28 protein-coding genes are annotated in these 24,907 nt (G+C 71.1%); 12 read left to right on the forward strand and 16 right to left on the reverse strand.

What is annotated here, in order from left to right:
• Positions 1–64 precede the first annotated feature (64 nt).
• Positions 65–1,453 carry a S8 family peptidase gene (locus tag GEV28_RS21090; protein ID WP_291413827.1) on the forward strand — a complete coding sequence of 463 codons (1,389 nt, stop codon included), beginning with the start codon at positions 65–67 and terminating at the stop codon, positions 1,451–1,453.
• A 135-nt stretch (positions 1,454–1,588) separates the two neighbouring features.
• Entirely contained in the window at positions 1,589–2,005 is a 417-nt protein-coding gene (locus GEV28_RS21095; RefSeq protein ID WP_291413828.1) for a hypothetical protein, read from the forward strand.
• Between the two features lie 98 nt (positions 2,006–2,103).
• Here the strand turns inward: GEV28_RS21095 and GEV28_RS21100 are convergent, their stop codons facing one another.
• The gene (locus GEV28_RS21100; protein WP_291413829.1) at positions 2,104–2,214 is read right to left on the reverse strand and encodes a DUF397 domain-containing protein; all 111 of its coding nucleotides are present in this window, start codon (positions 2,212–2,214) and stop codon (positions 2,104–2,106) included.
• Between GEV28_RS21100 and GEV28_RS21105 the strand changes: the two genes are divergently transcribed.
• The 5 genes from GEV28_RS21105 (at position 2,174) to GEV28_RS21125 (ending at position 4,879) form a co-directional block, all read left to right on the forward strand.
• Positions 2,174–2,359, forward strand: coding sequence for a hypothetical protein (locus GEV28_RS21105; RefSeq protein ID WP_291413856.1), 186 nt, complete (start codon positions 2,174–2,176; stop codon positions 2,357–2,359). The two genes, GEV28_RS21100 and GEV28_RS21105, sit on opposite strands and share 41 nt — an antisense overlap.
• 346 nt (positions 2,360–2,705) lie before the next feature.
• Positions 2,706–3,347: a radical SAM protein gene (locus GEV28_RS21110; protein WP_291413830.1), complete on the forward strand. Its 642-nt coding sequence runs from the start codon at positions 2,706–2,708 to the stop codon at positions 3,345–3,347.
• The gene (locus tag GEV28_RS21115; RefSeq protein ID WP_291413831.1) at positions 3,256–3,816 is read left to right on the forward strand and encodes a hypothetical protein; all 561 of its coding nucleotides are present in this window, start codon (positions 3,256–3,258) and stop codon (positions 3,814–3,816) included. Before GEV28_RS21110 ends, GEV28_RS21115 begins: the two co-directional genes overlap by 92 nt.
• Before the next feature lie 7 nt (positions 3,817–3,823).
• Positions 3,824–3,961 (forward strand): hypothetical protein, encoded by a 138-nt coding sequence (locus GEV28_RS21120; protein WP_291413832.1) that lies wholly within the window; start codon positions 3,824–3,826, stop codon positions 3,959–3,961.
• A 192-nt stretch (positions 3,962–4,153) separates the two neighbouring features.
• Positions 4,154–4,879 carry an aminoglycoside phosphotransferase gene (locus GEV28_RS21125; RefSeq protein ID WP_291413833.1) on the forward strand — a complete coding sequence of 242 codons (726 nt, stop codon included), beginning with the start codon at positions 4,154–4,156 and terminating at the stop codon, positions 4,877–4,879.
• Here GEV28_RS21125 and GEV28_RS21130 read toward each other — a convergent pair.
• From GEV28_RS21130 to GEV28_RS21140, 3 genes are all read right to left on the reverse strand, one after another.
• Positions 4,865–5,251 carry a M23 family metallopeptidase gene (locus tag GEV28_RS21130; protein ID WP_291413834.1) on the reverse strand — a complete coding sequence of 129 codons (387 nt, stop codon included), beginning with the start codon at positions 5,249–5,251 and terminating at the stop codon, positions 4,865–4,867. The genes GEV28_RS21125 and GEV28_RS21130 overlap by 15 nt on opposite strands.
• Before the next feature lie 352 nt (positions 5,252–5,603).
• Positions 5,604–6,272 (reverse strand): helix-turn-helix domain-containing protein, encoded by a 669-nt coding sequence (locus GEV28_RS21135; RefSeq protein WP_291413835.1) that lies wholly within the window; start codon positions 6,270–6,272, stop codon positions 5,604–5,606.
• Positions 6,262–6,705 (reverse strand): group III truncated hemoglobin, encoded by a 444-nt coding sequence (locus GEV28_RS21140; protein ID WP_291413836.1) that lies wholly within the window; start codon positions 6,703–6,705, stop codon positions 6,262–6,264. Before GEV28_RS21140 ends, GEV28_RS21135 begins: the two co-directional genes overlap by 11 nt.
• A gap of 67 nt (positions 6,706–6,772) precedes the next feature.
• On the opposite strand from GEV28_RS21140, the gene GEV28_RS21145 reads away from it, so the two are divergent.
• From GEV28_RS21145 to GEV28_RS21165, 5 genes are all read left to right on the forward strand, one after another.
• Positions 6,773–7,900, forward strand: a complete 1,128-nt coding sequence (locus tag GEV28_RS21145; protein WP_291413837.1) for a DUF2249 domain-containing protein — start codon at positions 6,773–6,775, stop codon at positions 7,898–7,900.
• Complete coding sequence (locus tag GEV28_RS21150; protein WP_291413838.1) at positions 7,897–8,355, forward strand: hypothetical protein; 459 nt, start codon at positions 7,897–7,899, stop codon at positions 8,353–8,355. Before GEV28_RS21145 ends, GEV28_RS21150 begins: the two co-directional genes overlap by 4 nt.
• A gap of 164 nt (positions 8,356–8,519) precedes the next feature.
• On the forward strand, positions 8,520–9,008 hold the full coding sequence (locus GEV28_RS21155; protein WP_291413839.1) for a sigma-70 family RNA polymerase sigma factor: 489 nt from the start codon (positions 8,520–8,522) through the stop codon (positions 9,006–9,008).
• A complete protein-coding gene (locus GEV28_RS21160) occupies positions 9,005–9,700 on the forward strand; it encodes an anti-sigma factor (RefSeq protein WP_291413840.1) in 696 nt (231 codons plus the stop codon). The genes GEV28_RS21155 and GEV28_RS21160 overlap by 4 nt, the downstream gene beginning before the upstream one ends.
• A 322-nt stretch (positions 9,701–10,022) precedes the next feature.
• Positions 10,023–10,703 (forward strand): hypothetical protein, encoded by a 681-nt coding sequence (locus GEV28_RS21165; RefSeq protein WP_291413841.1) that lies wholly within the window; start codon positions 10,023–10,025, stop codon positions 10,701–10,703.
• 33 nt (positions 10,704–10,736) lie between these two features.
• On the opposite strand, the gene GEV28_RS21170 is transcribed toward GEV28_RS21165, so the two are convergent.
• The 12 genes from GEV28_RS21170 to GEV28_RS21225 all read right to left on the reverse strand — a co-directional run.
• Entirely contained in the window at positions 10,737–11,747 is a 1,011-nt protein-coding gene (locus GEV28_RS21170; protein WP_291413842.1) for a LacI family DNA-binding transcriptional regulator, read from the reverse strand.
• Positions 11,748–11,783: 36 nt separating this feature from the next.
• Positions 11,784–12,605, reverse strand: coding sequence for an SMP-30/gluconolactonase/LRE family protein (locus GEV28_RS21175; protein ID WP_291413843.1), 822 nt, complete (start codon positions 12,603–12,605; stop codon positions 11,784–11,786).
• Positions 12,569–13,618: an ABC transporter permease gene (locus GEV28_RS21180; RefSeq protein WP_291413844.1), complete on the reverse strand. Its 1,050-nt coding sequence runs from the start codon at positions 13,616–13,618 to the stop codon at positions 12,569–12,571. Before GEV28_RS21180 ends, GEV28_RS21175 begins: the two co-directional genes overlap by 37 nt.
• On the reverse strand, positions 13,619–15,103 hold the full coding sequence (locus GEV28_RS21185) for a sugar ABC transporter ATP-binding protein (protein WP_291413845.1): 1,485 nt from the start codon (positions 15,101–15,103) through the stop codon (positions 13,619–13,621).
• 156 nt (positions 15,104–15,259) lie between these two features.
• Positions 15,260–16,264, reverse strand: coding sequence for a sugar ABC transporter substrate-binding protein (locus GEV28_RS21190; RefSeq protein ID WP_291413846.1), 1,005 nt, complete (start codon positions 16,262–16,264; stop codon positions 15,260–15,262).
• A gap of 40 nt (positions 16,265–16,304) precedes the next feature.
• Positions 16,305–17,540, reverse strand: a complete 1,236-nt coding sequence (locus tag GEV28_RS21195) for an enolase C-terminal domain-like protein (protein WP_291413847.1) — start codon at positions 17,538–17,540, stop codon at positions 16,305–16,307.
• Positions 17,537–18,265, reverse strand: coding sequence for a GntR family transcriptional regulator (locus tag GEV28_RS21200; RefSeq protein WP_291413848.1), 729 nt, complete (start codon positions 18,263–18,265; stop codon positions 17,537–17,539). Before GEV28_RS21200 ends, GEV28_RS21195 begins: the two co-directional genes overlap by 4 nt.
• Positions 18,266–18,323: 58 nt before the next feature.
• Complete coding sequence (locus GEV28_RS21205; protein WP_291413849.1) at positions 18,324–20,828, reverse strand: discoidin domain-containing protein; 2,505 nt, start codon at positions 20,826–20,828, stop codon at positions 18,324–18,326.
• A gap of 23 nt (positions 20,829–20,851) precedes the next feature.
• Positions 20,852–21,622 carry an SDR family NAD(P)-dependent oxidoreductase gene (locus GEV28_RS21210; protein ID WP_291413850.1) on the reverse strand — a complete coding sequence of 257 codons (771 nt, stop codon included), beginning with the start codon at positions 21,620–21,622 and terminating at the stop codon, positions 20,852–20,854.
• Between the two features lie 4 nt (positions 21,623–21,626).
• Positions 21,627–22,664: an aldose 1-epimerase gene (locus tag GEV28_RS21215; protein WP_291413851.1), complete on the reverse strand. Its 1,038-nt coding sequence runs from the start codon at positions 22,662–22,664 to the stop codon at positions 21,627–21,629.
• On the reverse strand, positions 22,657–23,793 hold the full coding sequence (locus GEV28_RS21220; protein ID WP_291413852.1) for a CaiB/BaiF CoA-transferase family protein: 1,137 nt from the start codon (positions 23,791–23,793) through the stop codon (positions 22,657–22,659). Before GEV28_RS21220 ends, GEV28_RS21215 begins: the two co-directional genes overlap by 8 nt.
• Before the next feature lie 149 nt (positions 23,794–23,942).
• On the reverse strand, positions 23,943–24,907 hold a 965-nt coding region (locus GEV28_RS21225; protein ID WP_291413853.1), incomplete at its 5' end, for a CoA-transferase.

A 24,907-nucleotide genomic window follows, 5' to 3' on the forward strand; every position in this document is an offset into this window, starting at 1 on the left:
CTGCCGTGCGCGGCTCTCCAGAGGGCGGAGCTCCGCGCGCGCCCTGCAACCAAGGAGAACCGACATGAGACACCCGAGAACCGGATGGGCCGCAAGACTGGTCAGGCCCGCACTCGCGGCCGCGGCGGTCGTCGCGGTGAGCCTGAGCCTCAGCTCGCCGGCGAGCGCCGCCGAAGGTGAGATCCTCGGCGCCGGCGCCGAGGGCGCCATCGAGAACAGCTATCTCGTCGTCCTCGAGGACGGCGCGGCCGCCAAGCCGGCCGCGATCGCCCAGCGGTACGACGCGAAGGTCACGCACACGTTCCGCGCCGCGCTCAACGGGTACGCGGCGACGATGAGCGAGGCCGACGCCAAGCGCGCAGCGGCCGACCCGGCGGTCGCCTACGTCGAGCAGAACCGGGTCATCAGCGCGCTCGAGACCCAGCCCAACCCGCCGTCCTGGGGCCTGGACCGGGTCGACCAGCGGAAGCTTCCGCTGGACAACAGCTACACCTACCCGAACACCGCGCCGAACGTGACCGCGTACATCATCGACACCGGCATCCGGACCACGCACAGCGACTTCGGCGGCCGGGCGACGTGGGGCACGAACACGGCCGACTCCAACAACACCGACTGCAACGGGCACGGCACACACGTCGCCGGCACCGTCGCCGGCACCGCGCACGGCATCGCGAAGCAAGCCCACCTGGTCGCGGTCAAGGTGTTGAACTGCCAGGGTTCCGGCACGCTCGCCGGCGTCACCGCGGGCATCGACTGGGTCACCCAGAACGCGCAGAAGCCGGCCGTGGCGAACATGAGCCTCGGCGCGTCCGGCACCAACGCGTCGATGGAGAACGCCGTCCGCAACTCGATCAGCTCGGGCGTGACCTACGCGATCGCGTCCGGCAACTCCTCGTCCGACGCGTGCAACTTCACCCCGGCGCGCACACCGGAGGCGATCACGGTCAACTCGACCGACAGCAACGACGCGCGGTCCTCCTTCTCCAACTTCGGCTCCTGCAGCGACATCTTCGCCCCGGGCCGGGACATCACCTCGTCGTGGAACACCAGCGACACCGCCACGAACACGATCAGCGGCACCTCGATGGCGACCCCGCACGTCACCGGCGCCTCGGCCGTGTACCTGGGTTCGCACCCGTCGGCGACCCCGGCGGAGGTACAGACCGCGTTGAAGGACGGCGCGAGCATAGGCAAGGTCACCAACCCGGGCAGCGGCTCGCCGAACAACCTGCTGTTCGTCGGCGAGGGCGCCGACCCCGACCCCGGTGACCCGGGCGACCCCGGCGACCCGGAGCCGTGCGAGGGCACCACGGCGTGGAGTGCGACCACCTTCTACTTCTTCGGCGCCGAGGTGAGCTACAGCGGTCACCTGTGGATCCTGGCGACCTTCTACTCCTACGGCGAGGCACCGGGCACCGGGACCTCGTGGTTCGACATGGGTGCGTGCTGACCGACCCGTAGCCAGTGCCACGGCGGGCGCTGAACGCTCCGGCGTTCAGCGCCCGCATTGTCGCCGGCCCCCGCCGACCGAGGACTCGACGTATCGGGCGCGCGGCACGATGCTCTTGTGCCGTAGGGGGTTCGGATGGAGTTCCAGGTACTCGGTCCGGTCGGCCTGCGGGATGGCGTGTCGCCGGTCCCGCTGACCGGGTCGCTGCGGTCCACGCTGCTCGGCGTGCTGTTGGCCAGGGCCAATGCCGAGGTCTCCATGGACGTCCTCGCCGACACCCTGTGGGACGGACGTCCCGGAGCGCGCGCCACTCAGCGGCAGCACCAGCACGCGCACCGGCTGCGCCGCGTGCTCGACGACCCGGACCGGCTGACCTTCGTGCGCGGCAGCTACCGGCTGCGGGTGCTGCCCGGCGAGCTGGACGCCGAGCGGTTCGAGACGTTGCTCGACGCGCACACCGATGTCACCGCCCGGCGCCGGGTCGAGGTGCTGCGCACGGCGCTGGGCCTGCATGGGTGCCGCACTGGCTCACCTGATCGCTCATCCGGGTGACAACGATCAGCCGATAGGCGACCTCAACAGGTAGAGGCCAGGTTGGGACGAGCCCCGGGAAAGTAGCTGTCGCCCGGGGCTCGTCTCGTTTCGTGTGGTCAGCGGTTCAGGCGTCCGGCCTTGATCGCTGCCAGCATGGGAGTCAGGTCAACGCCGAGCGTTGGCCCGTTGGGGTTCTCGGAGTCGCGCACCGCGCCAGCGTTCGCCAACTCGACACAGTTGGATTGGGAGGAGTTGGCCCGGTTCTACGAGTGGCACCTGGAGCATCGGGTGGACGAGTTGGCCCATCAGGAGAGCTTGCGCTGGTTGGTCGAGTGCTGGACCGACAGCATGACCTATTCGCTGCGGCGCTAGGCGGCGTACGCGCGGGGTGACGAACCGGGGCCGGTGATCACGCAGTCACAGCGGCGCTCTGATCTGTTCGCGGACCGGTGGGCGCGTCTCGATGGGGCGGACGGTCGGCCGGGAGCGACGGCCATAGCGCGGGGCGTCAGCTTTCAGCTCGCGGGGGCGGGGGTGGCTCGGTGAGCTGGACACCCGGCGACGTGCGGAATGCCGTGTAGGCCATGGCGGACGCGGGCGCGACGGCTCCGCCGGGCTTTGCTGAGCGGGCAGCGGCAATGTCACCCACCACGCGGTGCCGCTGCCCGGTCCCGGTCCCGACGATGGATGTGATTGGCAACGAGAGGAGTGTGCGGCCATGTATGAGGTCATCGCGAGTCCCTTCCTGGATGACTCCCTTGTCCTGCGGCCAGGCAGCCAGCAGGCGGTGAAGATCGGCGCGCAGCGCTACCGGGAGCTGCTGGGCGCGGCGGCGGTCCCCGATGCGCCGTGCCCGCCGTGGCTGGTGGACGCGGCCCACGCACGGTGGGGCCTGGATCTCGGCGGGCGGCCGTTGGCGGGCACGGTGATGGTGCGTGAGCCGTCGCCCTACGGGTACGGACGAGCGTCCTACGAGCTGAACCTGGGGTGCAACTACGACTGCGAGCACTGCTACCTCGGGCTCAAGCAGTTCAAGGGCATGGCGTGGGACGACCGGGAGCGGGTGCTGCACATCATGCAGGATGCCGGCGTGCTGTGGGTGCAGCTCACCGGGGGTGAGCCGACGATTGACCCGCTGTTCAACGAGGTCTACATGCTGGCGTGGGACCTCGGCATGATGATCACGGTCCTGTCGAACGGGTCGCGTCTGCACAACCCGCGCATTCTGGAAGTGCTGGTCGCGCCGCCCGTACCGGATCACGTTGAGCGTGTACGGCGCGACGGAGGAGTCCTACGACGGGCTGACTCGGCGCCGGGGTGCGTTCCGGCTGTTCACCAAGGGCCTGGACGCGGCGCATGAGGCGGGGCTACCGATCAACCTGAGCCTCGTGGTGACCCAGCACAACGAACACGAGGTTGACGAGATGCGGGCGTTGGCCGACCGCTACGGCCTGCCGTTCAACGAGTACAGCAACATCTCGCCGACCATCCACAGTGGCGCGGAGACCCTGCCGTCGCAGTCGGCGAAGTTCCTCCGTGAGCGCAAGCCGTTCACCGGGTGCGGTGCGGGACACACGCATTTCCATGTCGACCCGCACGGCATGGCGAGCATCTGCAAGGTGGGCCGTGACCCGAACGTGCCGCTGCCCATCGAGGGGATCGAGGGCTTGCGCCGTCTCGGCGGGATCGCTGACTCGCTGATGGGGCGGACCGGTGGGTGCTCGGGGTGCACCTTGTCCGGGTCGTGCTTCACATGCCGCCCGCTGGCCAAGCTCTACCAGGAAGCCAATTCACCCCTGGACCGCTACTGCCAGCACGGGAGGAGGTGAAGCAACTGTGTCCGCTGTGATGATCGAGTTGACGGCCCCGCCCGCGCCGGTCGACGACGCCGCCATTGTGCTCGTCGACGATGTCGAGGAGCTGAGCGCGTTCAATCGGTGCTCGTGCGCGGTCGGTGACGACCAGCCTTACTGATCGGTGATGTTCAACGGGGACCGGGCGTGCCGCACGCCCGGTCCCCGTCCACGTCGGTAGCCTGCCCGCGACCGGTTGCCCCGCACCCCGAGGACGACATGAATACCCGCATCGAGTGGGCCACGCTGCCCGAGGTCACCCGCACCGCTATCGAGCGAGGACCGGACCGGACCAATCCGCGCGGTACGGGCCGTGTCAGGGGGTCGGAACTCGCCGCTGGCGGCTGTGGTGGACGCGGAGGCCGGGCGGGTGTTCGTCAAGGGCATCCGCGGTGACCATCGCACGGTGATCACCCAGGACCGGGAAGCCGAGCTTGGGCCGCACGTGCGGCCGGTGGCCCCGGCGGTGCTGTGGCACCTGCCGGACGCCGGGGGGTGGAACGTGCTCGGGTTCGAGTACGTCGAGGGCCGTCACGCCGACTACGCCCCCGGTTCGCCGGACTTGCCCGCCGTGGTGGACGTGATGGCGAGGATCGGCCAGATCCACTGCCCCGACACGGCGCCCGTCCGGGATGCGCGCCGGTCGTTCGCGTCCTACGTGGACGGACCGGCGGAGCTGCTCGGCGGAGACACCCTGCTGCACACCGACTACAACCCGGAGAACGTGCTCATCACCGCGAACGGCGGGGCGCGGTTGATCGACTGGGCGTGGCCCGGACGGGGCGCGGCGTGGATCGACCCGTGCGTGCTGGTCGTGCGGTTGATCGCGGCCGGGCACGCGCCTGAGCACGCCGAGGGGTGCGTTGGGGGCGTGCCCGCGTGGCAGACCGCCTCGGCCGAGGGGATCGACGTGTTCGCGGCGGCCAGCGTCCGGCTGTGGGCCGAAATCGCCGAGAACGATCCGCAGCCGTGGAAACGGGACATGGCGAAAGCCGCGCAGCAGTGGCGCGACTTCCGCATCCAGCTACGGGCGGGGTAGCTCTACCGCCACGTCCTGGCCGTGGCCGGCGTCCTGGAGGTGGATGGAGGTCGTGAACCAGCCGCCTCCGTGGTCGATCTGGATGATGTTGCCGGCCCCTGGCGGGTCCTCATAGGACAGCGTGACCGTCCCGTCCGCGGCCGCCACGGCCGGATTGCCCTCCGTATCGTCGAACGGGTTCCGGTACATGTCCAGCGCGGGTGCGTGGTCGGACGCCGACCCGTAGCCCATGTACATCTTGTCGTCGCAGGGGAACGGCAGCTGGAACGGTGGCCGCTCCGGCTCCGCGGACGCCGGCCCGGCCGACACCGTCACCACGCCGGCAGCGACCGCGACCGCCCCCAACACCCGGAAAACAGTACGAATACTCATCGAGCTCATTTCCTCTCCGAGAACCTCGATCATCATCGGGGCGGCACGCTATGGCCCGGCGCTTCCCTCCGGCTTTGCTCCCGCTTTCATGCCGGCCCCGCCGCCGAGACGCCCCAGCGGTTCCGGCCAACCCGCGAGTCCAACCCCCAGGCCCCGCGAGTCCAACACCCAGGACATGCGAGTCCCACATTCGGAACCCGCGGATCGCGGGTCGCGAGTGTTGGACTCGCGGGTCGCGAACGTTGGACTCGCGGGGTGTCCTGTGTGGACCTCGACACCGGCAGGGTCGTCGACCGGTTCCTGACCAAGGCCGGCAGGTCGCTCGGATACCGCGAGCCGGAGGGCATGGCGATCAGCTGACGGTTCGTCGCGGTTCGAGGGTGATCAGGCACAGCTCCGGCTCGACGAACGGGAGCAGCCTGGCGTGGGTGCCGCCGGGCTCGACGAGCTGCTCGACGAGGCCGCGATGCACCGAGCAGACGACCTGCGGATGCTCCCTGGCGGCGTCCCGGAACGGGCATGCGCGCAGCCGGATGTCCTCGCCGTCGGGCTCAGGGTCGAAGCCGAGCCGGTCCAGCACGCCGACCAGCGTGCCGCGCCGATCGCCCGGGTCGGCCTGCTCGGGAACGAGCGCGTTCGCCCAGTTCCGGCCCGCGTCGACGGACCTGGCCTGCCCGTTGTCGTCGTCACGGCTGGCCAGGACACCGGCGAGCGCCTCGATGAGCTGCTCGCGGGAGTCCTCGTCGCGGGCGACGGCCTGGACGGCGGTGTAGAGCAGCCTTGGCCGCCCGCGCCGCTTCTCCCCGGCCTGCTCGCGCCGGACCAGGCCCGCTTCCTCGAGCTGCTCGAGGTGGAACCGGACCGTCGTGACGTGCAGGCCCAGCTCGGTGGCGAGCGCCTGCGCGTCCATGGGGGCGGGCGAGCGGGTGAGCGTGTCGAGAACCCGCCGCCGGGTGCGCGACGCGAGGGCGGCGTGATAGCTCTCGTCCGCGGGCTCACGCCTCCCCGGGCTAAGGCGCATCGACCGTCTCCTCCCCGTTCCAGGTCCGGTGTGGCCGCAAAGTCTCGAACTCGCTGCCCGACCGTCCTCGCACCCGCCGGAGGATGGAGCCGGCGATGCGTCTGGCTTGGACCTTCGCGAGCTCGGCCTTCTCGCCGGCGAAGTGCTCGTCGATGTTGGCCACCCACAGGGCGAGCCACCGGTCGAAGTGCTCCTGCCGCAAGGGGTACAGGGCGTTCAGGATGAGATGCACCTGGAGGGCGTTGCGGCGGTAGAGGCCTGCTCGGAACAGCACGGTCTCCCAGAAGTCGCACATGATCGGCAGGTGGCGGTCGAGGTCCATCTCGGCCACGTCGGTGAAGATCGGGCCGATCAGCGGGTCTGCGAACGCCCGGCGGTAGAACTCGCCGACCATGTCCTCGATGTCGGACCGGTCCTGCAGGTCTCGGCTCATGCCGCCAGTGTAGCTAATAAAAAGGATAGTGTTACGGTTAAATCGAGGAACGACTACGGAGGTTGGCATGGCCGAGGGAACCCACACACTGGTCGCCGGTGACGCCGAGAAGCTGGTGCGCGCGCTGCCGGTCGAGACCGGGGCGGTCCGGTCCCGGCGGATCTTCAAGGGCGCCGGGGCGAGCGTGGCCCGGCTCTCGCTCGACGCGGGTCAGGTCATGAAGGAGCACGTCGCCACGGCGCCGATCCTCGTGCAGGTACTCGCGGGCCGAGCTGCCCTCGACATCGGCGGCGAACGCGTCGAGCTGCCGGCGGGCGCGCTCATCCACCTCGACGCGAACGTTCCGCACTCGGTGGAGGCCCTGTCCGAGGCCCACCTGCTGTTGACCCGGTTCGAGCGAGCGCCAGCCGTGCCGGCGCCCGGGTCGGCGCCCGTGGTGCTCGCCTCGAGCGGCGCCGACTCCGGTGCCGTCGAACGGATCACCGCGAGGCACGCGGAACTGTCCGGGGCCCTCGCCGGGCTCACGGCACGGCTCCTCGAGACCGCGACGAGCGGGGACGAGCGGCGGCTGGGGCTCGCGCGTGCCGCGCTGCTGGACTGGTGTCGCGGGCCGTTGAGCCAGCATCTCGACGCCGAACGGACCGTGTTCGGCCCGGCGCTCCGCCCGATCGACGGTGACCTCGCCGACCGCCTCACCCGTGAACGCGAGAGCGTCGACACCGTGCTCGCCCGGCTCGCCGAGCCGGGCGAACCGACCGAGGCAGCCACCGCGGCGGTGGCACTTCGCGTGCGGGTCGCCCATCACCTGCGCGTCGTGGAGGACAGCGCCCTCCCCGTCCTCGCCGCGACCACCAGGCTCTCGCTCGCCTCGCTGCTCGCCGATGTCGAGACCCTGCTGGACGGCCGCACCGGCGTGGCCGCGGACGCGGCGACGTGTGCGTGCGGAGTGGTCGACGACCCGGAGCTCCCCGAGCTCGACGTGCGCACCGTTCCGCACGCGATCCGCCACGCGACCGTCTTCGGCGCACTCGACGCGGTCACCGCCGGGCAGGGACTCATCCTGGTCGCCCCGCACGATCCGCTCCCGCTGCTGGCCCAGATCGAACAACGCGCGCCCGGCCGTTTCTCCGTCAGCTACCTCGAACGCGGCCCCGAGGCGTGGCGACTCCAGCTCGTCCCCTCGCAGGTCGGGTGAGCGGATCCGCGGCGCACGTCGGCTACGGAACCGGGGTCGCCTTCATCGTGCTCGGCGGGCTGGTCGCGGCGGTCACCGGACCGCTGCAGCTCGATCGCGGGTCCTGGCTGGCCGCGTACCTCGTGCTCGTCTGCGGCGTCGCCCAATGCGCGCTGAGCGACCGGCAACGCCTCCTCACCGGTCGGCCGATCCCGCCGCGGCGGTCGTGGACGGGGTTCGCCTGCTGGAACGGCGGCAACACCCTCGTCATGGCCGGATCACTCACGACGGCGCCGCTCGTCACCGATCTCGGCGGCATCGCCCTCGGGTGCGCGCTCGCCTTCGCCCTGGCCGACACCCGCGGCGCGCGGCGGCGGGTCCACGCGGTCGTCTTCCGGACGGTCTGCCTCGTGCTGCTCGTGAGCATCCCGATCGGACTCACGCTCACCCACCTCCGCACCGTCCCGCCCGGCTGACACGTCGTCGAGGCACACGTCTCAACGGCGTCTCTGAACCCTTTCGGAGGCGTCGTCGTACACGACGGCATCAGCACGACATCGGCACGAGATCGGCAGAGCCTGACCGGATGACCACGGTCGGACCGGGACGGGGTATCCGGGTGACCCGAGACGAGGAGTTGATGACCGAGCTGCATGCGGCACACTTCCGCGTGCTGCTCGGCTTCGTGCTCCGCTACGTCGACGACATGCAACGCGCCGAGGACGTGGTGCAGGAGACGATGATGCGGACCTGGCGCAACATCGACCGCCTCGCGGCTCGGCCGGAGAAAGTCAGGTCCTACCTGTTCACCGTCGCGCGGAACATCATCACCGACCAGTGGCGGTCGGACAACCGCCGCCCTCGGCTGGTGGCCGACGAGGCCGCGCTCGCCACGGTGCCGGTCGCCGACCAGGTGGACGCGGCGATCGACGGCTGGATCGTGGACAGCGCGTTGGAGCGGCTGACCGATGCCCACCGGGCCGTCGTGGAAGCGCTGTACTACCAGGGACACACGGTCGTCGAGACCGCGCGCCGGCTGGGTGTGCCGGAGGGCACGGTCAAGTCCCGTGCCTTCAACGCGGTACGCACGTTGCGGGCGGTGTTCGAAGAGATGGGGGTCCTGCGGTGAGCACGACCGACGACACCGGCAACGGTGGATCCGGCGCCCGGCACGACCAGGTCCGCGACCTGCTCGGCGCGTACCTGCTGGGCGGGCTGTCGCCGCAGGACACCCGGTTGATGGACAGCCACCTGGCCGAGTGTGACGAATGCCTCGCGGAGCTGACCGCGCACACGCCCGTGGCGGAGCTGTTGCGACACAAGGCCCCGCCGTCCGCGGCGGCCGAACCGCAGGGGCGGCTCGAGCAGCTGCTGGCGCAGGTGCGCACGGAACGGCGGGCACGGTGGACGAGGCGTGGCGCCGGCGTGCTGGCGGCGGCCGCGAGCGTGACCCTGCTGGCCGGTATCGGCGTGGGCATCCTGATCGGCGGGAACGCAGACGCTGGTGACGGTGGTGACATGTCGGTCGCGTTCAGCCCGGCAGCGGCCGGCGTCGAGACGGTGGGCGACGCGACCTTCAGGCAGAAGCCGTGGGGCACGGAGGTGTCGGTCTCGCTGAGCGAGATGCCGGCCGACGGACCGTTCACCTTGCGGGTCTACGGCGTTCGCGGCCATGTCGAGCAGGCCGCGACCTGGGGACCGACGCCCAACGACACCGTGCGGGTCACCGGCGCCGTCTCGATGCCCATCGCCATGGTCGACTCGGTGACGGTCACGGACCGCCACGGAAACGCCATCACCACCGCCGACCTGCCCGGCTGACCGACGCCAGGGCCGCCCCTGTTGGGACCACAAAGGACGGACGCCGGCTCGCCACGCGGGAGGTAGGCGTCCTAGTGTCGCGTGACCCTGAAACCTTTACGCCGCTGCGGCCAACGCGGCCCCTGGCCGCGTTGGAGAAAACCCAAGTACACCCAGTACGAGCGACTTTCCTCCGCCTTGCCGGGAACCACGTTGATCCACAGCGGACGCAAAGGAACAGGATCACGCGACACTAGCGAACCAGGACGCGACTCACGTCGTACACCCCGGTGCACAGCGTCCGATGCTCGTCGTCCATCGAAGGATCCGGGAGACACCCATCGTGAAGTACCGTCGAATCGCCGCCACCGCCCTTGCCGGCGCGGCCGCACTGACCTCATTCGCCGCCACCGGGAGCGCGGCCGCCACCGGGGCACATCACCCGAACCCGGCTCCCGCCCACCACCACCGGCCCGCGCCGGCGTTCGTTCAGGTCCTTTCGCCGCGCCCCGGCGACCGAACAGGCGTCGCCGGCACCAACTGGGTCGTGGACTTCAACGCGGTCTTCCCCACCGGCACATCGGGCTACACCACCGCACAGCTCACCGGCCCGGGCGCGCACGCCGATGCCGCTCCGCTGCCCGGTTCCTTCGGCCCCGGCCGGGACGAGCACCTCCCCGGCGTGGTCGTTCTCGCCTCGACGACGACCGCGTTCTCCGGCGCCGGCACCAACCTGGCCAACCTCTTCAACATCACCGCGCTGACCGACACGAGCCGACGCACCACGACGGTGCAGGACACCTGGATCGTCGGCGCGCCACTCTTCGGCACCGACGTGGCCAGCACCCTCACGATCGCCGTGGTCGCCGACCTCGACCACAACGGCGTCTACGACGACGCGCCCGCGACGGTGCCCGACGCCGGCAACGACAACCGCGTGGACGCGGCGGACCTGCGCCAGCTCGGCGTGGCCAGCAACATCGCCACCATCCGGTTCCACATCAACGGCGACGTCACGCCATGACCCGGCATCGGGCCCGGTGATGGTTCACCCGGATCAGGACGCCGGGGGCGCGGTGGAGCCGCGGGTGACCAGCACGGGCGCCGGGTCGCGCACGACCACGTGCCTGGGTTCGTTGCCCTCCAGGCGTTCCATCAGCAGGGTCACCGCGGCGGCGCCGAGCTCGCGCAGCGGCATGGCCACGGCCGTGAGCGCCGGCGTCAGGTGGGCCGCGTAGAGCACGTCGTGGAAGGCGACGACCGACAGCCGGCCCGGCACGTCCAGGCCGGCCTCGCGGGCGGCGGTCAGCGCACCGATCGCGGCCAGCACGTTGCCGACCACCACCGCGGTCGGCAGCGGACGCCGGGACAGCAGGCTCCGCATGCCGGCCAGGCCCGACTCGACCGTGTGCCCGCCGGCGACCAGCCAGGACGGGTTCGGCGTCAGGCCGGCGCGGGCCAGGGCGTCCCGCCAGCCGCGAACCCGGTTGCCGGACCGCTGGGTGCCACCGATCTTGAGGTGCGCGATGCGGGTGTGACCGAGGTCCAGCAGGTGCTGGGTGGCCATGCGCGAACCGGCCAGGTCGTCGAGCGCGACGCTCGCCAGCGTGGTCGACCGGTCGTTGAGCAGCACCGTGGGAATCCGCGCGCTCGCGGTTCCGATGATCGTGCGGTCGGAGGCGGTGCCGGCGCGCTGCAGCAGCAGGCCGTCGATCGCGCCGCCGTAAACGACCCGGTGGAAGGTGTCGTCGCCACGGGCGAGGCCGTCGATGTCGGCGAGCAGCAGCACGAAACCGGCGTCCGCCGCGGCCTTCTGCGCGCCCAGGATGATCTCGCCGTACAGCGGGTTGGCCATGTCGTGCACGGCGAGGCCGAGCGCGCCCGCCCTGCTGTGCCGCAACGCCCGCGCCGCGTGGCTCGGCGTGTAGTCGAGCTCGCGGGCCGCGGCGAGCACCCGGTCCCGGGTCTCGGCACGGATCTGGAGCTTGGGATCCGCGTTGAGCACGCGGGAGACCACCGCCGGCGTTACCCCCGCCTGCCGTGCGACATCGGTGATGCTGACCCTCAACCCGCCCCCTGCCTTCGTCCTCGAAATTCCCTTGAACTAAGGAATCTCGAGCTGGTCGATGAGCGTTACGTGCCAGCGTCCCAGGTTGCTCGTGAACAGCTCGGTGCCGCGGAACGCGAGGTTCGTCGGGTGGCACAGCAGGTGCGCGGTCGGGTCGGCGAGCACGGTCTCGACCGAACCGCCGGCCAGGTCGACGCGCAACACCTGGCTCGGCTCGTAACACCCCACGTAGAGCCGGCCGTCCGGGCCGAACGCGATGCCGTCGGGCACGGTGCCCGGCAGCGACACCACCGGCTCCGGCGACCCGGCCGCACCGTCCGGCCCGATCGGGATCCGGCTCACCCCAGGCAGGAACGACTCGACGACGTACACCGCCGAGCCGTCCGGCGCGAGCGCGAGGCCGTTGGCGAAGTTCAGCGGCGCGGCACTCCACAACCCGCCGGAACCGTCCGGCGCGAACCGGTAGACCCCACCGCCCGGCTCGCCCTGCTGGTTGCTGTCCGACACGTACACCGTGCCGTCCGCCGCCACGGCGGCGAAGTTGGGCGTGACGAACGGTCGCGCGCCGCCGTCGGTGAACTTCGCCACCCCACCGCTCGCGGTGTCCACAGTGAACACCGCGCGGTGCGCGAGATCGCACGCGTACAGTCGGCCGGCCGGTCCGAAGGCGATGCCGAGCACGAAGCCGTCGGTGCTCGCCACCTCGTCGAGCCGGGTGCCGTCGGCCGAGATCCGGAATATCTGCCCGTGCTCGCCGCCGCACCACACGCTGCCGTCCGGATGCACCGCGACGCACTCGGGGTGGTCGAGCTGCGGGCGGGTCAGCGTGCCGTCGTGGAAGACTCGACCTCGCGCCATTGCTCGCCGCCCTCCTCCGCCCCCTCGGCCGGCGGCTCCTCGCGGAACCGCTGGTTGCGCCTGCGCTTACGGTACTCGTCGATCGCGACCGCCAGGATGATCACGGTGCCGCGCACGACCTCCTGCCAGAACGTGTTGACGTCCAGCAGTACCAGCCCGTTGTTGAGCACGCCGAGGATCAGCACGCCGAGCACGGTGCCGGACACCGTGCCCTCGCCGCCGGACAGGCGGGTGCCGCCGAGGATCACCGCGGCGATCACGTTCAGCTCGAAGCCGATCCCGATGGTGGGCTGGAAGGAGTTCAGCCGCCCCGCGGTGATCAGCCCGGCCAGCGCCGCGGCCAGCGCGACGATGACGAACGCGATGACGTAGATGCGCCGCACCGGCAGGCCCGCGGACCGTGCGGCCTCCGGGTTGCCGCCCGCCGCGTACAGGTAGCGGCCGAACACGGTGCGGTTGAGCAGGAAGTAGGTGAGCAGGACGACACCGAGCGCGATCAGCACGGGGATCGGGATCGGCCCGACGTACCCCACGCCGATCTCCTTGAAGGACGCCCCCTCGGTCTGCACGGCCCGGGCATTCGTTGTCAGGTAACCGATTCCCCGCAGCACGGCCATCATGCCGAGGGTGGTGATGATCGCGTTGATGCCGAGCCGCGTCACCAGCAGGCCGTTCACGAAGCCGACCACCACGCCGACCCCGAGCCCGGCGAGCACCGTGACCGCCACGCTGCCGGTGGCGTTGTAGACGGTCACCGAGGCGACGCCGACCACCGCGAGCAGCGAGCCGATCGACAGGTCCACCTGGCCGGCGACCATCGCCACCGTCATGCCGAGCGCCGCGATCAGCTCGATCGACGAGGCACGCAACACCTTGGTGATGTTGTCGGTGGTGAAGAAGATCCCGTTGGTGGCGATCGTCAGGTAGACACAGATGACGAGCAACGCCAGCAACAACGGCACCTGCTCGTACCTGGCGGCGGCACGCGCCAGGTGGTTGATCCGGGTCCTCATCTACCCATCTCCCAGTGCGTGTCCGATTGCCGAGGTCATCAGCTTCTCCTGGGTCGCTTCGGCATGGTCGTACTCGTCGACGAGCACGCCGTCCCGCAGCACGTGGATCCGGTCGCAGAGCGACAGCAGCTCCGGCATCTCCGAGGACATCACCACCACCGCCACGCCACGCTCGGCGATCGTCGCGACGAGACGGTAGATCTCGCTCTTGGAGTTCACGTCGACGCCCCGGGTCGGCTCGTCGAGGATGAGCACCTTCAGGTCCTCCTTGATGAGCCACCGCGCCAGGGTGACCTTCTGCTGGTTCCCGCCGGAGAGCGCGGCGACCTGCTGCTCGGCCGACCGGGCCTTGATCCGCAGCCGCTCGATGACGTCACGGGCCACCCCGCGTTCCTTCGCCCGGTTGACCTGGCCGCCCCGGGACAGCCCGCGCAGGACCGTGAGCGTGATGTTGTCCCGGATGGTGGAGACCAGGATCAGGCCGTGTTCCTTGCGGTCCTCCGGCACGTAGCCGATGCCGCGCACGGCCGCCTTGGCCGAGGAGTTGCGCGGCACCGGGCGACCGGCGAGGAGCACCGCACCGGTCGCCCGGTCGAGCCCGAACAGCGCCCTCGCGAGCTCGGTGCGGCCGGAGCCCATCAGCCCGGAGAAGCCGACCACCTCCCCCGCTCGGACGGAGAACGTGATGTCGCGGACCATCGCCGAGGTGAGGCCGCGCACCTCGAGCAACGCGGGCGAGTCCGCCACGGTGCGCTCGATGCGGGGGAACAAGCTGTCCAGGCGGCGGCCCACCATCAACCGGACGAGCTCCTCCCTGGTGACCTCGCCGGTGCGCACCTCGCCGACCTTGCGGCCGTCGCGGAGCACGGTGATCCGGTCGCAGATCCGGAACAGCTCGTCGAGCTTGTGCGACACGTAGACGATCCCGACGCCCTGCTCGGTGAGCCGGCCGATGAGCGAGAAGAGCGTCTCGATCTCCGCGTAGCTCAACGCCGAGGTCGGCTCGTCCATCGCGATCACCTTGGCGTCCATGGACAGCGCCTTGGCGATCTCCACGAGCTGGCGCTGCGCGACGGAAAGGAAGCCGAGCCGAGCCGTCGGCTCGATGGCCAGCCCGACGACGTGCAGCAGCCGGACCGTCTCCCGGTGCAGGGTGGACCGGTCGACGGTGCCGTAGCGGGTCCTCGGCAGCCGGCCGAAGAACACGTTCTCCGCGACCGACAGGCTCTCCACCTGGCTCAGCTCCTGGAACACCACGCTGACCCCGCCGGCGTGTGCGGCCCGCGGGCTGCCCGGCTCCACCGGCTCGCCGTCGACCAGGTACTCGCCGTCGTCCTGCGCGTGCACCCCGGCCATGATCTTGATCAGCGTGGACTTGCCCGCGCCGTTCTCGCCGAGCAGCGCGTGCACCTCGCCGGGGCGCACCTCGAAGTCCACGTCGTCCAGCGCGTGCACCCCGGGGAACCGCTTGGCGATGTGGTGCATCGTGAGGACGGGCGCCAGCCCGCCTCCCCGGGAATTATCCCTTGTAGTCACGTTGGTTGATACCGTTCAGTTCGGTGCGTACTTGTGGCTGGCTTGCGTCCCGTTCCCCTTGGGCGCGGTTGGGAAACACGCGACTCAAGCAGACCCCGCGCGCAGTCACTTCTGCTGCTCCAGCAAGGCCTCCACGGCGTCGTAGTCGATCTTCCAGTCGTCGCCGTCCTTGGTGTAGTAGTCGGACAGGTTGTCGGCGGTGAGCACGGTGGCCGGGGTGACCGTGCGCTCCGGGACGTCCTTGCCCTCGTTGACCGCCTTCGCCTGCTCGATTAGGGTGCGGCCGACGAACTCCGGGAACATGCCCAGGCCGGCCTTGTACGGCCCGCCGGAGGACAGCGCGGACTTGCCGGCCCGACCCTCCACACCGAACCCGAGCGTCGTCAGCTTGCTGATGTCCAGCCCGGCCTCCTGGTAGGCCTGGGTGCCGCCGAGCGCGGAGTCGTCGTTGATGCCGAAGATCATGTTGACGTCGGGATGCGCGGTGATGGCGTCCGCGGAGACGTCGAGCGCCTGGTCCTTCAGGCCACCGCCGTTGACCTCCTGCACGATCTCGTAGTCGGCGCCGCTGGCCTCGAGGCCCTGCTTGAAGCCCTCGACCCGGTCCCGGGTGTCCACCTGGGTCGGCAACCCGACGATCAGCACCTTCGCCTTGGTGCGCATGGTGTTCGTGATGTGGTCGCCCGCCCACTGCCCGAGCAGCTTGGCCGCCTCCAGGTTGTGGATGCCGACCGCGGTCTTCGCCCCGGGCACCGTGTTCGACTCGGTGACGACCGGCACGTCCGCCTCCTCGGCCTGGCTCATCACGCTCGACAGGCCGTCCGGGTCGACCGGGGAGAGCATCAGCACGTCGACGCCCTGGGTCAGCATGTTCTCGCACTGGGTGATCTGTTTGGGCAGATCGACGTTGGCGTCCGCCCACTCGAAGTCGAAGCCCTGCTGCTTCGCGCCGTCGTCGGCGCCCTTGATCACGTTCTGGTACCACTCGTGGGAACCGAAGTTCACCACGTAGCCGACCTTGACCGTGCCGTCGTCGCCGGCGTTGGCGCATCCGGTCACCGACACGACCGCCAGCGCCAGCACAGCCGGGAGCACTCTGGTCATCCGCATGTGGACCTCCTTGTCCGTCCGCTCGGGTTATTAAAACGGTTTACTGAACTCGTGGCAACAGGCCGGGGTCGGCCCAGGACTGGTTCGGCACCAGCGGGAACCAACCGGGCCGGGTCGGGTCGCGGTCGTAGGGGTAGTCGCCGAGCTCGCGGTACAGCTCGGCGTAGCGCGCGAGCTTGTCCCGGTCCAGCTCCACACCGAGCCCCGGACCGTCCGGCACCCTGATCCGGCCGTCGGCGTAGGAGAGCTTGCCGCCGGTGAGCACGTCGTCGGCCAGGTGGTGGTAGTGGGCGTCGGCGGCCAGCGTCAGGTTGGGCAGCACCGCGCCGAGGTGCAGCATCGTGGCGAGCTGCACGCCGAGCTCGCCGGAGGAGTGCACGGCGACGCCCAGCTGGAACGTCTCGCACACCCCGGCCGCCTTGACGCACGCGCGGATGCCGCCCCAGAACGTCGTGTCCAGCAGCACGACGTCCACCGCCGGGTCCCGCACGTTGGTCGCGAGCTGCTCGAAGTTGACCACGACGGTGTTGGTGGCGAGCGGCACCCGGACCGCGGCCCGGACCTGCCGCATGCCGTGCAGCCCCCACGTCGGGTCCTCGAGGTAGTCGTTGTCCAGGTCCTCGATGGCGCGACCGAACCGGATCGCGTCGTGCACCGACAGCGCGGCGTTCGGGTCGTAGCGCAGCCGGTCTCCGGGCAGCGCCTCGGCCAGTGCCCGGTAGCAGCGCAGCTCGTAGTCCGGCGGGAACACCCCGCCCTTGAGCTTGTGACTGCGGAAACCGTGCCGTTCCTTGAGGTCGAGCGCGTGCTCGACGAGCTGGGAGACCGTGCGGACCTCGCCGTCGCCGGACGTCGCGTCGGGATGGCGGAAGAACAGGTAGCTCGCGAACTCGACCTCGTCGCGGACCTGACCGCCGAGCAGCGTGTGCACCGGGCAGCCCAGCGCCTTGCCGACGATGTCCAGGCACGCGAACTCGATCGCGGCGAGCAGCTGGGTCCTGTTGTTGTACAACGAGGACGTCGGGTTGGCCAGCTTGAACCGCAGCTCCTCCACCCGGAACGGGTCGTGACCGGCGAGGTAGGGCTTCAGCCCGGCGAACGCGGCCTCGGCGCTCTGTCCCCCGCCACCCATCTCACCGAGCCCGACGATGCCCTCGTCGGTCTCGACCTCCACGATCGTGCGGACGAACCTGCCCCAGTGCGCGCCGTTGGCGTGCCGAAGCGGCGCCTCGAGCGGCACGGTGACCGTGGTGGCCCGCAGGTCGACGATCTTCATCGGACCCCCATGAGCTCGCCGTCCGGCTCACCGTCGGCGAAGTAGTCGGGATTGGCCTCGCGCAGCCGGCCGAGGTGGCTGTGGATGAGCCGCAGGTGGCGTGCGAGCACCTTGTCCGCCGCGCGGATGTCCTGGCACAGCACGTGTTCCACGATCTCGGTGTGCTGGGCGATGAGGTCGGCGAGCACCCGCGGGCCGGGCAGGCTGAGCCGGCGGACCCGGTCCATGTGCGCCTTGGCCGACTGCACCACCGGCCACGCGCGCGGATGGCCGGCGATCTCCAGGAGAGCGCGGTGCAGCTCCTCGTCGCAGGCGAACCAGGTCTGCAGGTCGCCGTCGGCCGCGGCCTGCCGCTGCTCGTCGAGCAAACCGCGCAGCCGCACCGCGTCCGCCCCGGTGACGCGACCGGCGACCGACGGCAGGGACGCCCGCTCCAGCGTCTCCCGGATGAACTGCGCCTCCTCGACGCCGCGCACGCTGATGCGCGAGACGAACGTGCCGCGCTGGGGCACGACATCGACGAGGCCCTCGTCGGTGAGCTGGATGAGAGCCTCGCGGACCGGGGTCCTGCTCACCCCGTAGTGCCCGGCCAGCTCGTTCTCCGACAGCGCCTGGCCGGGCAGCAGCGTGACCGACACGATCGACTCGCGGATCAGCCCGTAGACCTGCGCCCGCACGGTCGAGCCGCGACCCGCGCCGTTCGACCCGCGCCGGTACATCGCCATCAGCCCGCCTCCGTTCCGAGACGGGTTGAACACTAGTATGCTAGTGCGCAAGATACAACTACCGGAACCGCCGGATCCCGGCCCCGGCGGCGGGAAGTCCGATGTGGACGGTTCGACCGGGTACCCGCACGGACGCCTCGACCGGTGCCGGGCCGAGGTTGAACACGCACAGGCAGCCGTCCACCAGGCTCGCCGCCACCCCCGGCACGTCGACGGTCGGCGCGGGCTGCCGGGACAGCTCCGCCGTCCGCCCGGCCCGCTGCGCCGGGTAGCCCTCGACGACCAGGCCGGCGCTGCCCTGCGCCGGACCGGCCGACAGCGTCACGGTGGTCGCGGTGACCCGGATCGGGTTCGCGGCGCCGCGAACCACGAACCCGGCGCGGTCGTCCACGTTGACCCAGCCGGCGAAGGTGTGCGCGGCCGGCACGCTCACCGCGTCCCGCCAGGTCGTGCCGTCACTCGACACCTGGACGCGATACTCCGCGCCGAACGCGGGATCCCAGCTCAGCCGTGCCCGGTCCACCTCGTACTCGGCGCCAAGGTCGACGGCGAGCCAGCTGTCCGGCCGGGGCCGTTCCGCACGCGCCACCGCCCACCGGGAAGCCGGGTCGCCGTCGGTCGCGTACGGCGGCAGGTAGCCGGGGTCGTTCGAGGACGCGGTCGTCGGCCGCCCGCGCGCCAGGTCGGCGGTGCCGCCGGGGGCGAACGCCTCGAAGGACCACAGCGAGTAGCCGTACTGGCTGCCCGGCCGCCCGCCGAGCATCCGCACGTAGCGCCCCGAGACCGCGGGGAACGCCAACTCGTCGACCCCGCCGTCCCCGCCCGCCGGAGCGAGCGTGACCGACCCGCCCGGGCCGTGGAACGTGCGGTCGCCGTCGAGCCCGCGCACGCCGGGCATGGTCAGGTTGTGCAGCCGCAGCGCGCCCTCGTCCGCCGCGAGCCCGGACGTGGCGTAGACGACCGCGCCGGTCGGCAGCGTGGCGAACCCGGCGAACCCGGTGGCGAGGCTCAACACCGTTGCCGAGGCGGCGAAGCCGTCGTGCCGCTCGTCGTAGCGGGTGGTCTGCCGGCCGGTCACGGCGAGCTGGGTGGACGGCAGGAACGCGGGCGCCGCGCCGGTGGCGTCGAACAGCCAGTCGTCGTGCTCGGGCAGGAAGCCGAACTTCACGTAGTTCGGCTTGGTGACGACCACGGCGAGCGCGCCGGCCGACTGGTGGGCGAGCAGCCCGACGTCGGTGCCGTGGTCCACCACCCCGGAAACGGTGCGCCAGTAACGGTTCTCGTCCACCGGGCGGACCTCGCCGCGCAGCCGGTCCCGCCACAGGTGCAGCAGGTAGGCCATGGCGACCTCGGCCCGCGCCTCCGGCTCGTACTTCGGCTCGCCGCTGAACTTCGTCAGCCGGTTCTCCGGCGGGTAGGCCAGGTAGGGCTCGAGGTGCTCGATGAGCATCCGCTCGGACCTGGCCACGCTCCGGTCACCCTGCCCCATCCGGCGCCAGGTCAACGGGAGCACGTCGCGCCCGTAGAGGTGGTGGCGGTCGGCGACCATCGGGTGCGCGGACAGCCCGGCGGCGGTGCCGAGCTGGGTCATGGTGCGCCACAAGCCGTCCGCGTTGGGCTGGGCGAGGAACACCTCCGGCAGCGGGGCGCCCGCGATGAGGAAGTGGACCGCGTTGCGGCCCGGGTACGCGCCGGTGGACTGCTGGTACATCGGCGCGTAGGTGCCGTGGTTCTCGACCAGGTAGCCCTCGTACATGTTCTGCGCCCGGTTCCACTCCGACACCGGCCGGCCGTCGATCAGCGTGTGGTTGTCCCTGTCGGCGGAGGGCAGTCCGGTCATGTTGGACAGCCACCGGGTGAGCCATTCCCGCCACGCCGCCGCGTCGGCGTGGTCCGGGAAGTACGCGAGGCCGGTGGCGATGGGCATCGACTTCGCGCCCATCTCCTCGATCTTGGAGTCGTTGCGGTAGCCGCCGGCCAGGCCGTTGGACGACCAGCCGCCGCTGCGCGGGTCCTCGTTCAGGCCGAGGCCGACCACGTATGCCGCGCCACCGACCGCGATCGCGTCCACGTTGTCCCTTGTGGACCGGTCGAGCTCGGACCAGAGCAGCCGCGCGGCCGCGACGAAGTAGGACTCGAACGTGCCGTCCCAGAAGATCCGGCCGCCCCACTCGTAGCCGCCGTCGCCCCACGTCGAGCCGGTGGCCCAGAAGTTGGTCGCGGCGAAGTGCCGGATGGTGCGCACCGTGTGGTCGCGCAGCACGTCCCGCTCGACGCCGGCGAGCGCCGCGTCGTAGCTGCCCTGGGTGACGAGCACCGCGTTGCCGAGCACGTTGAGGAAGTAGAAGTCGCCGAGCGGGTAGTGCCCGGCGGCCTCGTCCCACAGCGTCTCCACCCAGCGGGTGTGCCGCAACAGCAGCCGGTAGTAGAGCACGGCCTCGGCGTTCTCCCTGGGACGCTGGTCAGCGGCGGCCATGCCGGGCGCACCGATGGCGAGCCCGGCGGCCACCCCGCCGCTCGTGAGGAGGAACCGACGTCGGGGGAACTGGTCTGGGGTTGTCATGATGCTCCTCGAGTCGTCGCGGGTCAGACACCTAACTTGGCGAGCAGCCCACCGTCCACGAGGTGGGGTGCGCCGGTGATCGCCGCGGCGTCGTCGCTCGCGAGGAACGCGACGAGCCCGGCGACGTCCTCGGGCTGGATGAGCCGGCCGATCGGGTGCAGCGCGCCCCACTCCCGCATGACCTCCGCCGGGTCGCGGTCGTCGAGCTGCTGGGCGCCGTAGCGCAGCATCGGGGTCTCCACCGAGCCGGGACACACGCAGTTGACCCGGATGTTGTCCTTGGCGTGGTCGAGCGCGAGCGTCCTGGTCAGCGCCACGACCGCGCCTTTCGACGCCGAGTACGCGGCGACCAGCTGCTGGCTGGCGAAGGCCTGCACCGAGGCGAAGTTGACGATCGCGCCGCCGCCGCGGGCCCGCATCGCCGGGATCGCGTACTTCGCGGTCAGGTAGGTGCCCTTGAGGTTGGTGTCGAGCACCAGGTCCCACTCGTCCTCGGCGAAGTCGGGCACCTCGCCGTAGCGCACCACGCCCGCCACGTTGACCAGCACGTCGATGCCGCCGACGCGCTCGATCGCCGCGGCGACCTGCGCGGAGAGGCGAATGTCCACCTCGTACGGTTCGGCGGTGCCGCCGTCCGCGCGGATGGCCGCCGCCGTGGCGCTCGCGCCCGTCAGGTCGCGGTCGAACACCGCGACGGTGGCGCCTTCCGCGGCCAGGCGCCGCGCCACCGCGGCACCCATGCCGGCTCCCGCACCGGTGACCACCGCCACCTTGCCGCTGAACCGTTCCGTCATCGCTTCACGTCCCTTCTGGCTGTTCCGTCTCTGTTTCGACGAGACCATGCGGGCCGATTCTGCGCACCCTCCCGGCGGCGGGGAACATCACGGCCTCCAGCGTCACGTCCCGCCGCTCCCCGCCGGCCAGCCGCACCAGGCCGGACCCCTTGCGCCGGGCGGCGTCGACACCCTGGCCCGGGATCGTGCTGGCCGGCTCGACCGCGCACACGTACGCCTCGCGCCACCACGGGTAGCCGGCGCTCGAGTTCAGCTCCTGCCAGAACCACGCGTGGCCGAACACCTCGACCGGCCACCGCAGGCCAACGCCGAACCCGAGCCGGGCATTGGTGATCGCGAACCAGCCCTCGTCGAGGTCGGTGAGATAGGCGAGCTGTGCCGCGGGCGCGGCGGGCACCACGGACAGGTCCAACTCTGCACCGTCCCTTGTGGACACGAGCGGCCACGCGTGGCGCGAACCGGGCGCCAGCAGCGTGCCGGGCGCCTCGTCGTCGGCGAGCACGGTGCGCGCAGAAGTGGCGATCACGCAGTCCGGCCCGAGGAACGGCGAGCCGAACGCCGGGTGGTGGCTCCACATCAGCTCGACCGCGTCCGGCGAGGTGTTGGTGACGGACTCCTCGATCGTCAGCAGCCGCCCGGACAGCGTCACCCGGCGCCGCAGGCGCAGCGGCGCCCGGTGCAGCCGGACGGTGAGCTCGGCCCGGTCCGGCCCGGTGTCCACCACCTCCCACGGCACGAGGCAGGCCTCGCCGTGGAAGCCCCAGCGCACGCCTGGCGCCGCGGAGTCCGCTCCCCCGTTGGGACACAGCACCTGCCAGCCGCCCGGATAGCGTTCCAGCCACGCGGTCGTCGAGTCGCCGGTGGCACCCGGCGCGGTGGGCGGCAGTCCCCACGGCGTCTTGAACAAGACGTCCACACCGGACTCACGGTCGACCCACGAGTACACGTCGCAGCCCTTTTCGGGCAGCAGCACGACCTCGACCTCAGCGGAGCGCAGCGCCAGCCCGCGCCAGCCCCGGGGCAGGTCCACCCGGTCAGCCACCGAGCACCTCGTCGGTGTGCTGGCCGGCGCGCGGCACCCCGCGGCGCAGGCTCACCGGGGTCGCGGAGAACGTGAACGGCGAGCCGACCGTGCGGAACGTCGACCGGTCGCCGCCAGCGCCCTCGTCCTCGTCGCCGCCGAGTGGGACCGTCCACAGCAGATCGGCGTGCCGCACCTGCGGGTCGTCCTCCAGCGCCGGGTAGTCCTGCACCGGGGCGCACCAGACGTCGTGGGCGTCCAGCAGCGCCAGCCAGTTCTTGGTCGTGTCGGTACCGAAGTGCGCGGCGAGCCTGCGATGGATGACGTCGCGCTCGGCGAACATCCTGTCGTTGGTGTCGAACTCGTCCAGCCAGTCGACGCCGAGGATCCGGCCGAGCTCCGGGCACGGCATCATCGCGAGCGCCAGGTGGCCGTCCGCGGTCGGGTAGGTGCCGAACGGCGCGGTGGCCCCGACGTGCCCGACGTTCTCCTTCGCCCTGGGCATCGGCTCGCGGTGGTTCAGGTAGACGGTGAGCTCCTGCTGCTGCGCGGCGACCGTGCAGGAGAACAGGTCGACCGCGACCCGCTGCCCCTCGCCGGTGGCCTGCCGGTGGGACAGCGCCGCGAGGATCGCGACCACCAGGTGCAGGCCGGTGTACTCGTCGCTGATGCCGATCCCGCACGGTGTCGGCGGATCCCCGTCGCGCCCGGTGAGGTGCAGCGCGCCGGCGAGCGCCTGCACCAGCAGGTCCTGCCCCGGCCGGTCGCGGTAGGGCCCGTCCTGGCCGTAGCCGCTGGAGCTGGCGTAGATGATCTTCGGGTTGACGCGGGCGACGTCGTCGTAGCCGAGGCCGAGCCGGTCCATCACGCCCGGCCGGAAGTTCTCCACCACCACGTCCACATCGGACGCGAGGGCCAGCAGCCGGTCGCGGACCGAGGAGTCCTTGAGGTCGGCGGCGACGCTGCGCTTGTTGCGGTTGAACGCGAGGAAGCTGTCCATCTCACCGCCGGTGGTGCTGGCCAGGATCCCCCAGGACCGCATCCACTCACCGCCCGGCTTCTCGATCTTGATCACGTCGGCGCCGAGGTCGCCCAGTATCTGGGTCGCCAACGGTCCCTGGAGCAGCTGGGTGAAGTCCAACACCCGCACGTGGGCCAGCGGGCCATCCCGCCCGGCCCGCCTCCCCGAGCTTTTTGGTGTTGGTTGCGGTGCGTTGTATTGGTGCGGTTGGGATTGTTTCCTGTGGCTGGGTTGCGTCACGTTCCCCTGAGGTGCGGTTGGGAAGCCCTCGGCCTGCTTCATGACTGCTCCGCTCGGTTTACTAGGCTGTCGAGGATGGCTTCCTCGCGGTCGAGGAGGGCGTCGATGAGGTGCTGGCGGTCGGCCGAGCTCACCGTGTCCAGCCGGCGCACGCCCAGCGGGTCCACCACCGTGCGCAGCGCGGTCAGCTCGCGCTCGGTCGGCGGCTCGGTCGTGGCGAGACCGTCGGCCTCGAGCACGTCGAAACCCGTGCGCCGGCGGATGTCCTCGATGCTCACCCCGGGGTGCAGCGTGCGCAGCGTCAACGCGGCCACGTCCTGGTCGTACTCGAACATCCCGAGGTCGGTCAGCACCACGGTGCGGCCGGGCCGCAGGCCGAACCGGCGCCGCTCCTCGGGGTCGTGCCACGCGCGTCGCGCGCTCACCGTGCCGAGCTTCGCGACCAGGTTGCGGGTGCTCTGCCTCGGCAGGTAGATCATGAAGTTCGCGTGCAGGTTCGCCACGTCGGCCATGCCGCCCTGGCCGGGCAGCCGCACCGGGGTTCCGTCCTGTTTGGACACCCACAGGTTGTTCGTGGCGCCGGTGCCGTCCACCTGGGCCGCGCCGACGACCTCGTGGGTGACCAGCCCGCGCTGGTAGTACCAGTGGTAGGTCTCGTCGCCGCCGGTGTGCGCCGCGGACAGGTGATGGTCCAGGAACTCCGCCGCGGCGAGCGACAGCGGTCGCACCGGCGGGTCGACGAGGCCGCCGTTGTGCGACATCAGCAGCAGCTCGGGCGCCCACAGGTGCTTCGCGAGCAGGTAGGCGGCGGTCGGCAGCGGGCTCGCCGCACCGACCGAGCAGATCCCGGTCGGGCCGATGGTGCGGGCCAGCACGCACACCATCAGCTCGTCCACTGTGTACTCTTCGGGCTCGGCTCGCGGGGCAGTCGGGACTGGCGCGGCGGCGAGCGCGGCGGACACCCGCGGCGCCGGCAGCGCGGCCCGGCGGGCCAGCACCTCCC

It is taken from the genome of Actinophytocola sp., assembly GCF_009379765.1.
In the GTDB taxonomy this organism is placed as follows: Bacteria; Actinomycetota; Actinomycetes; order Mycobacteriales; family Pseudonocardiaceae; genus Actinophytocola.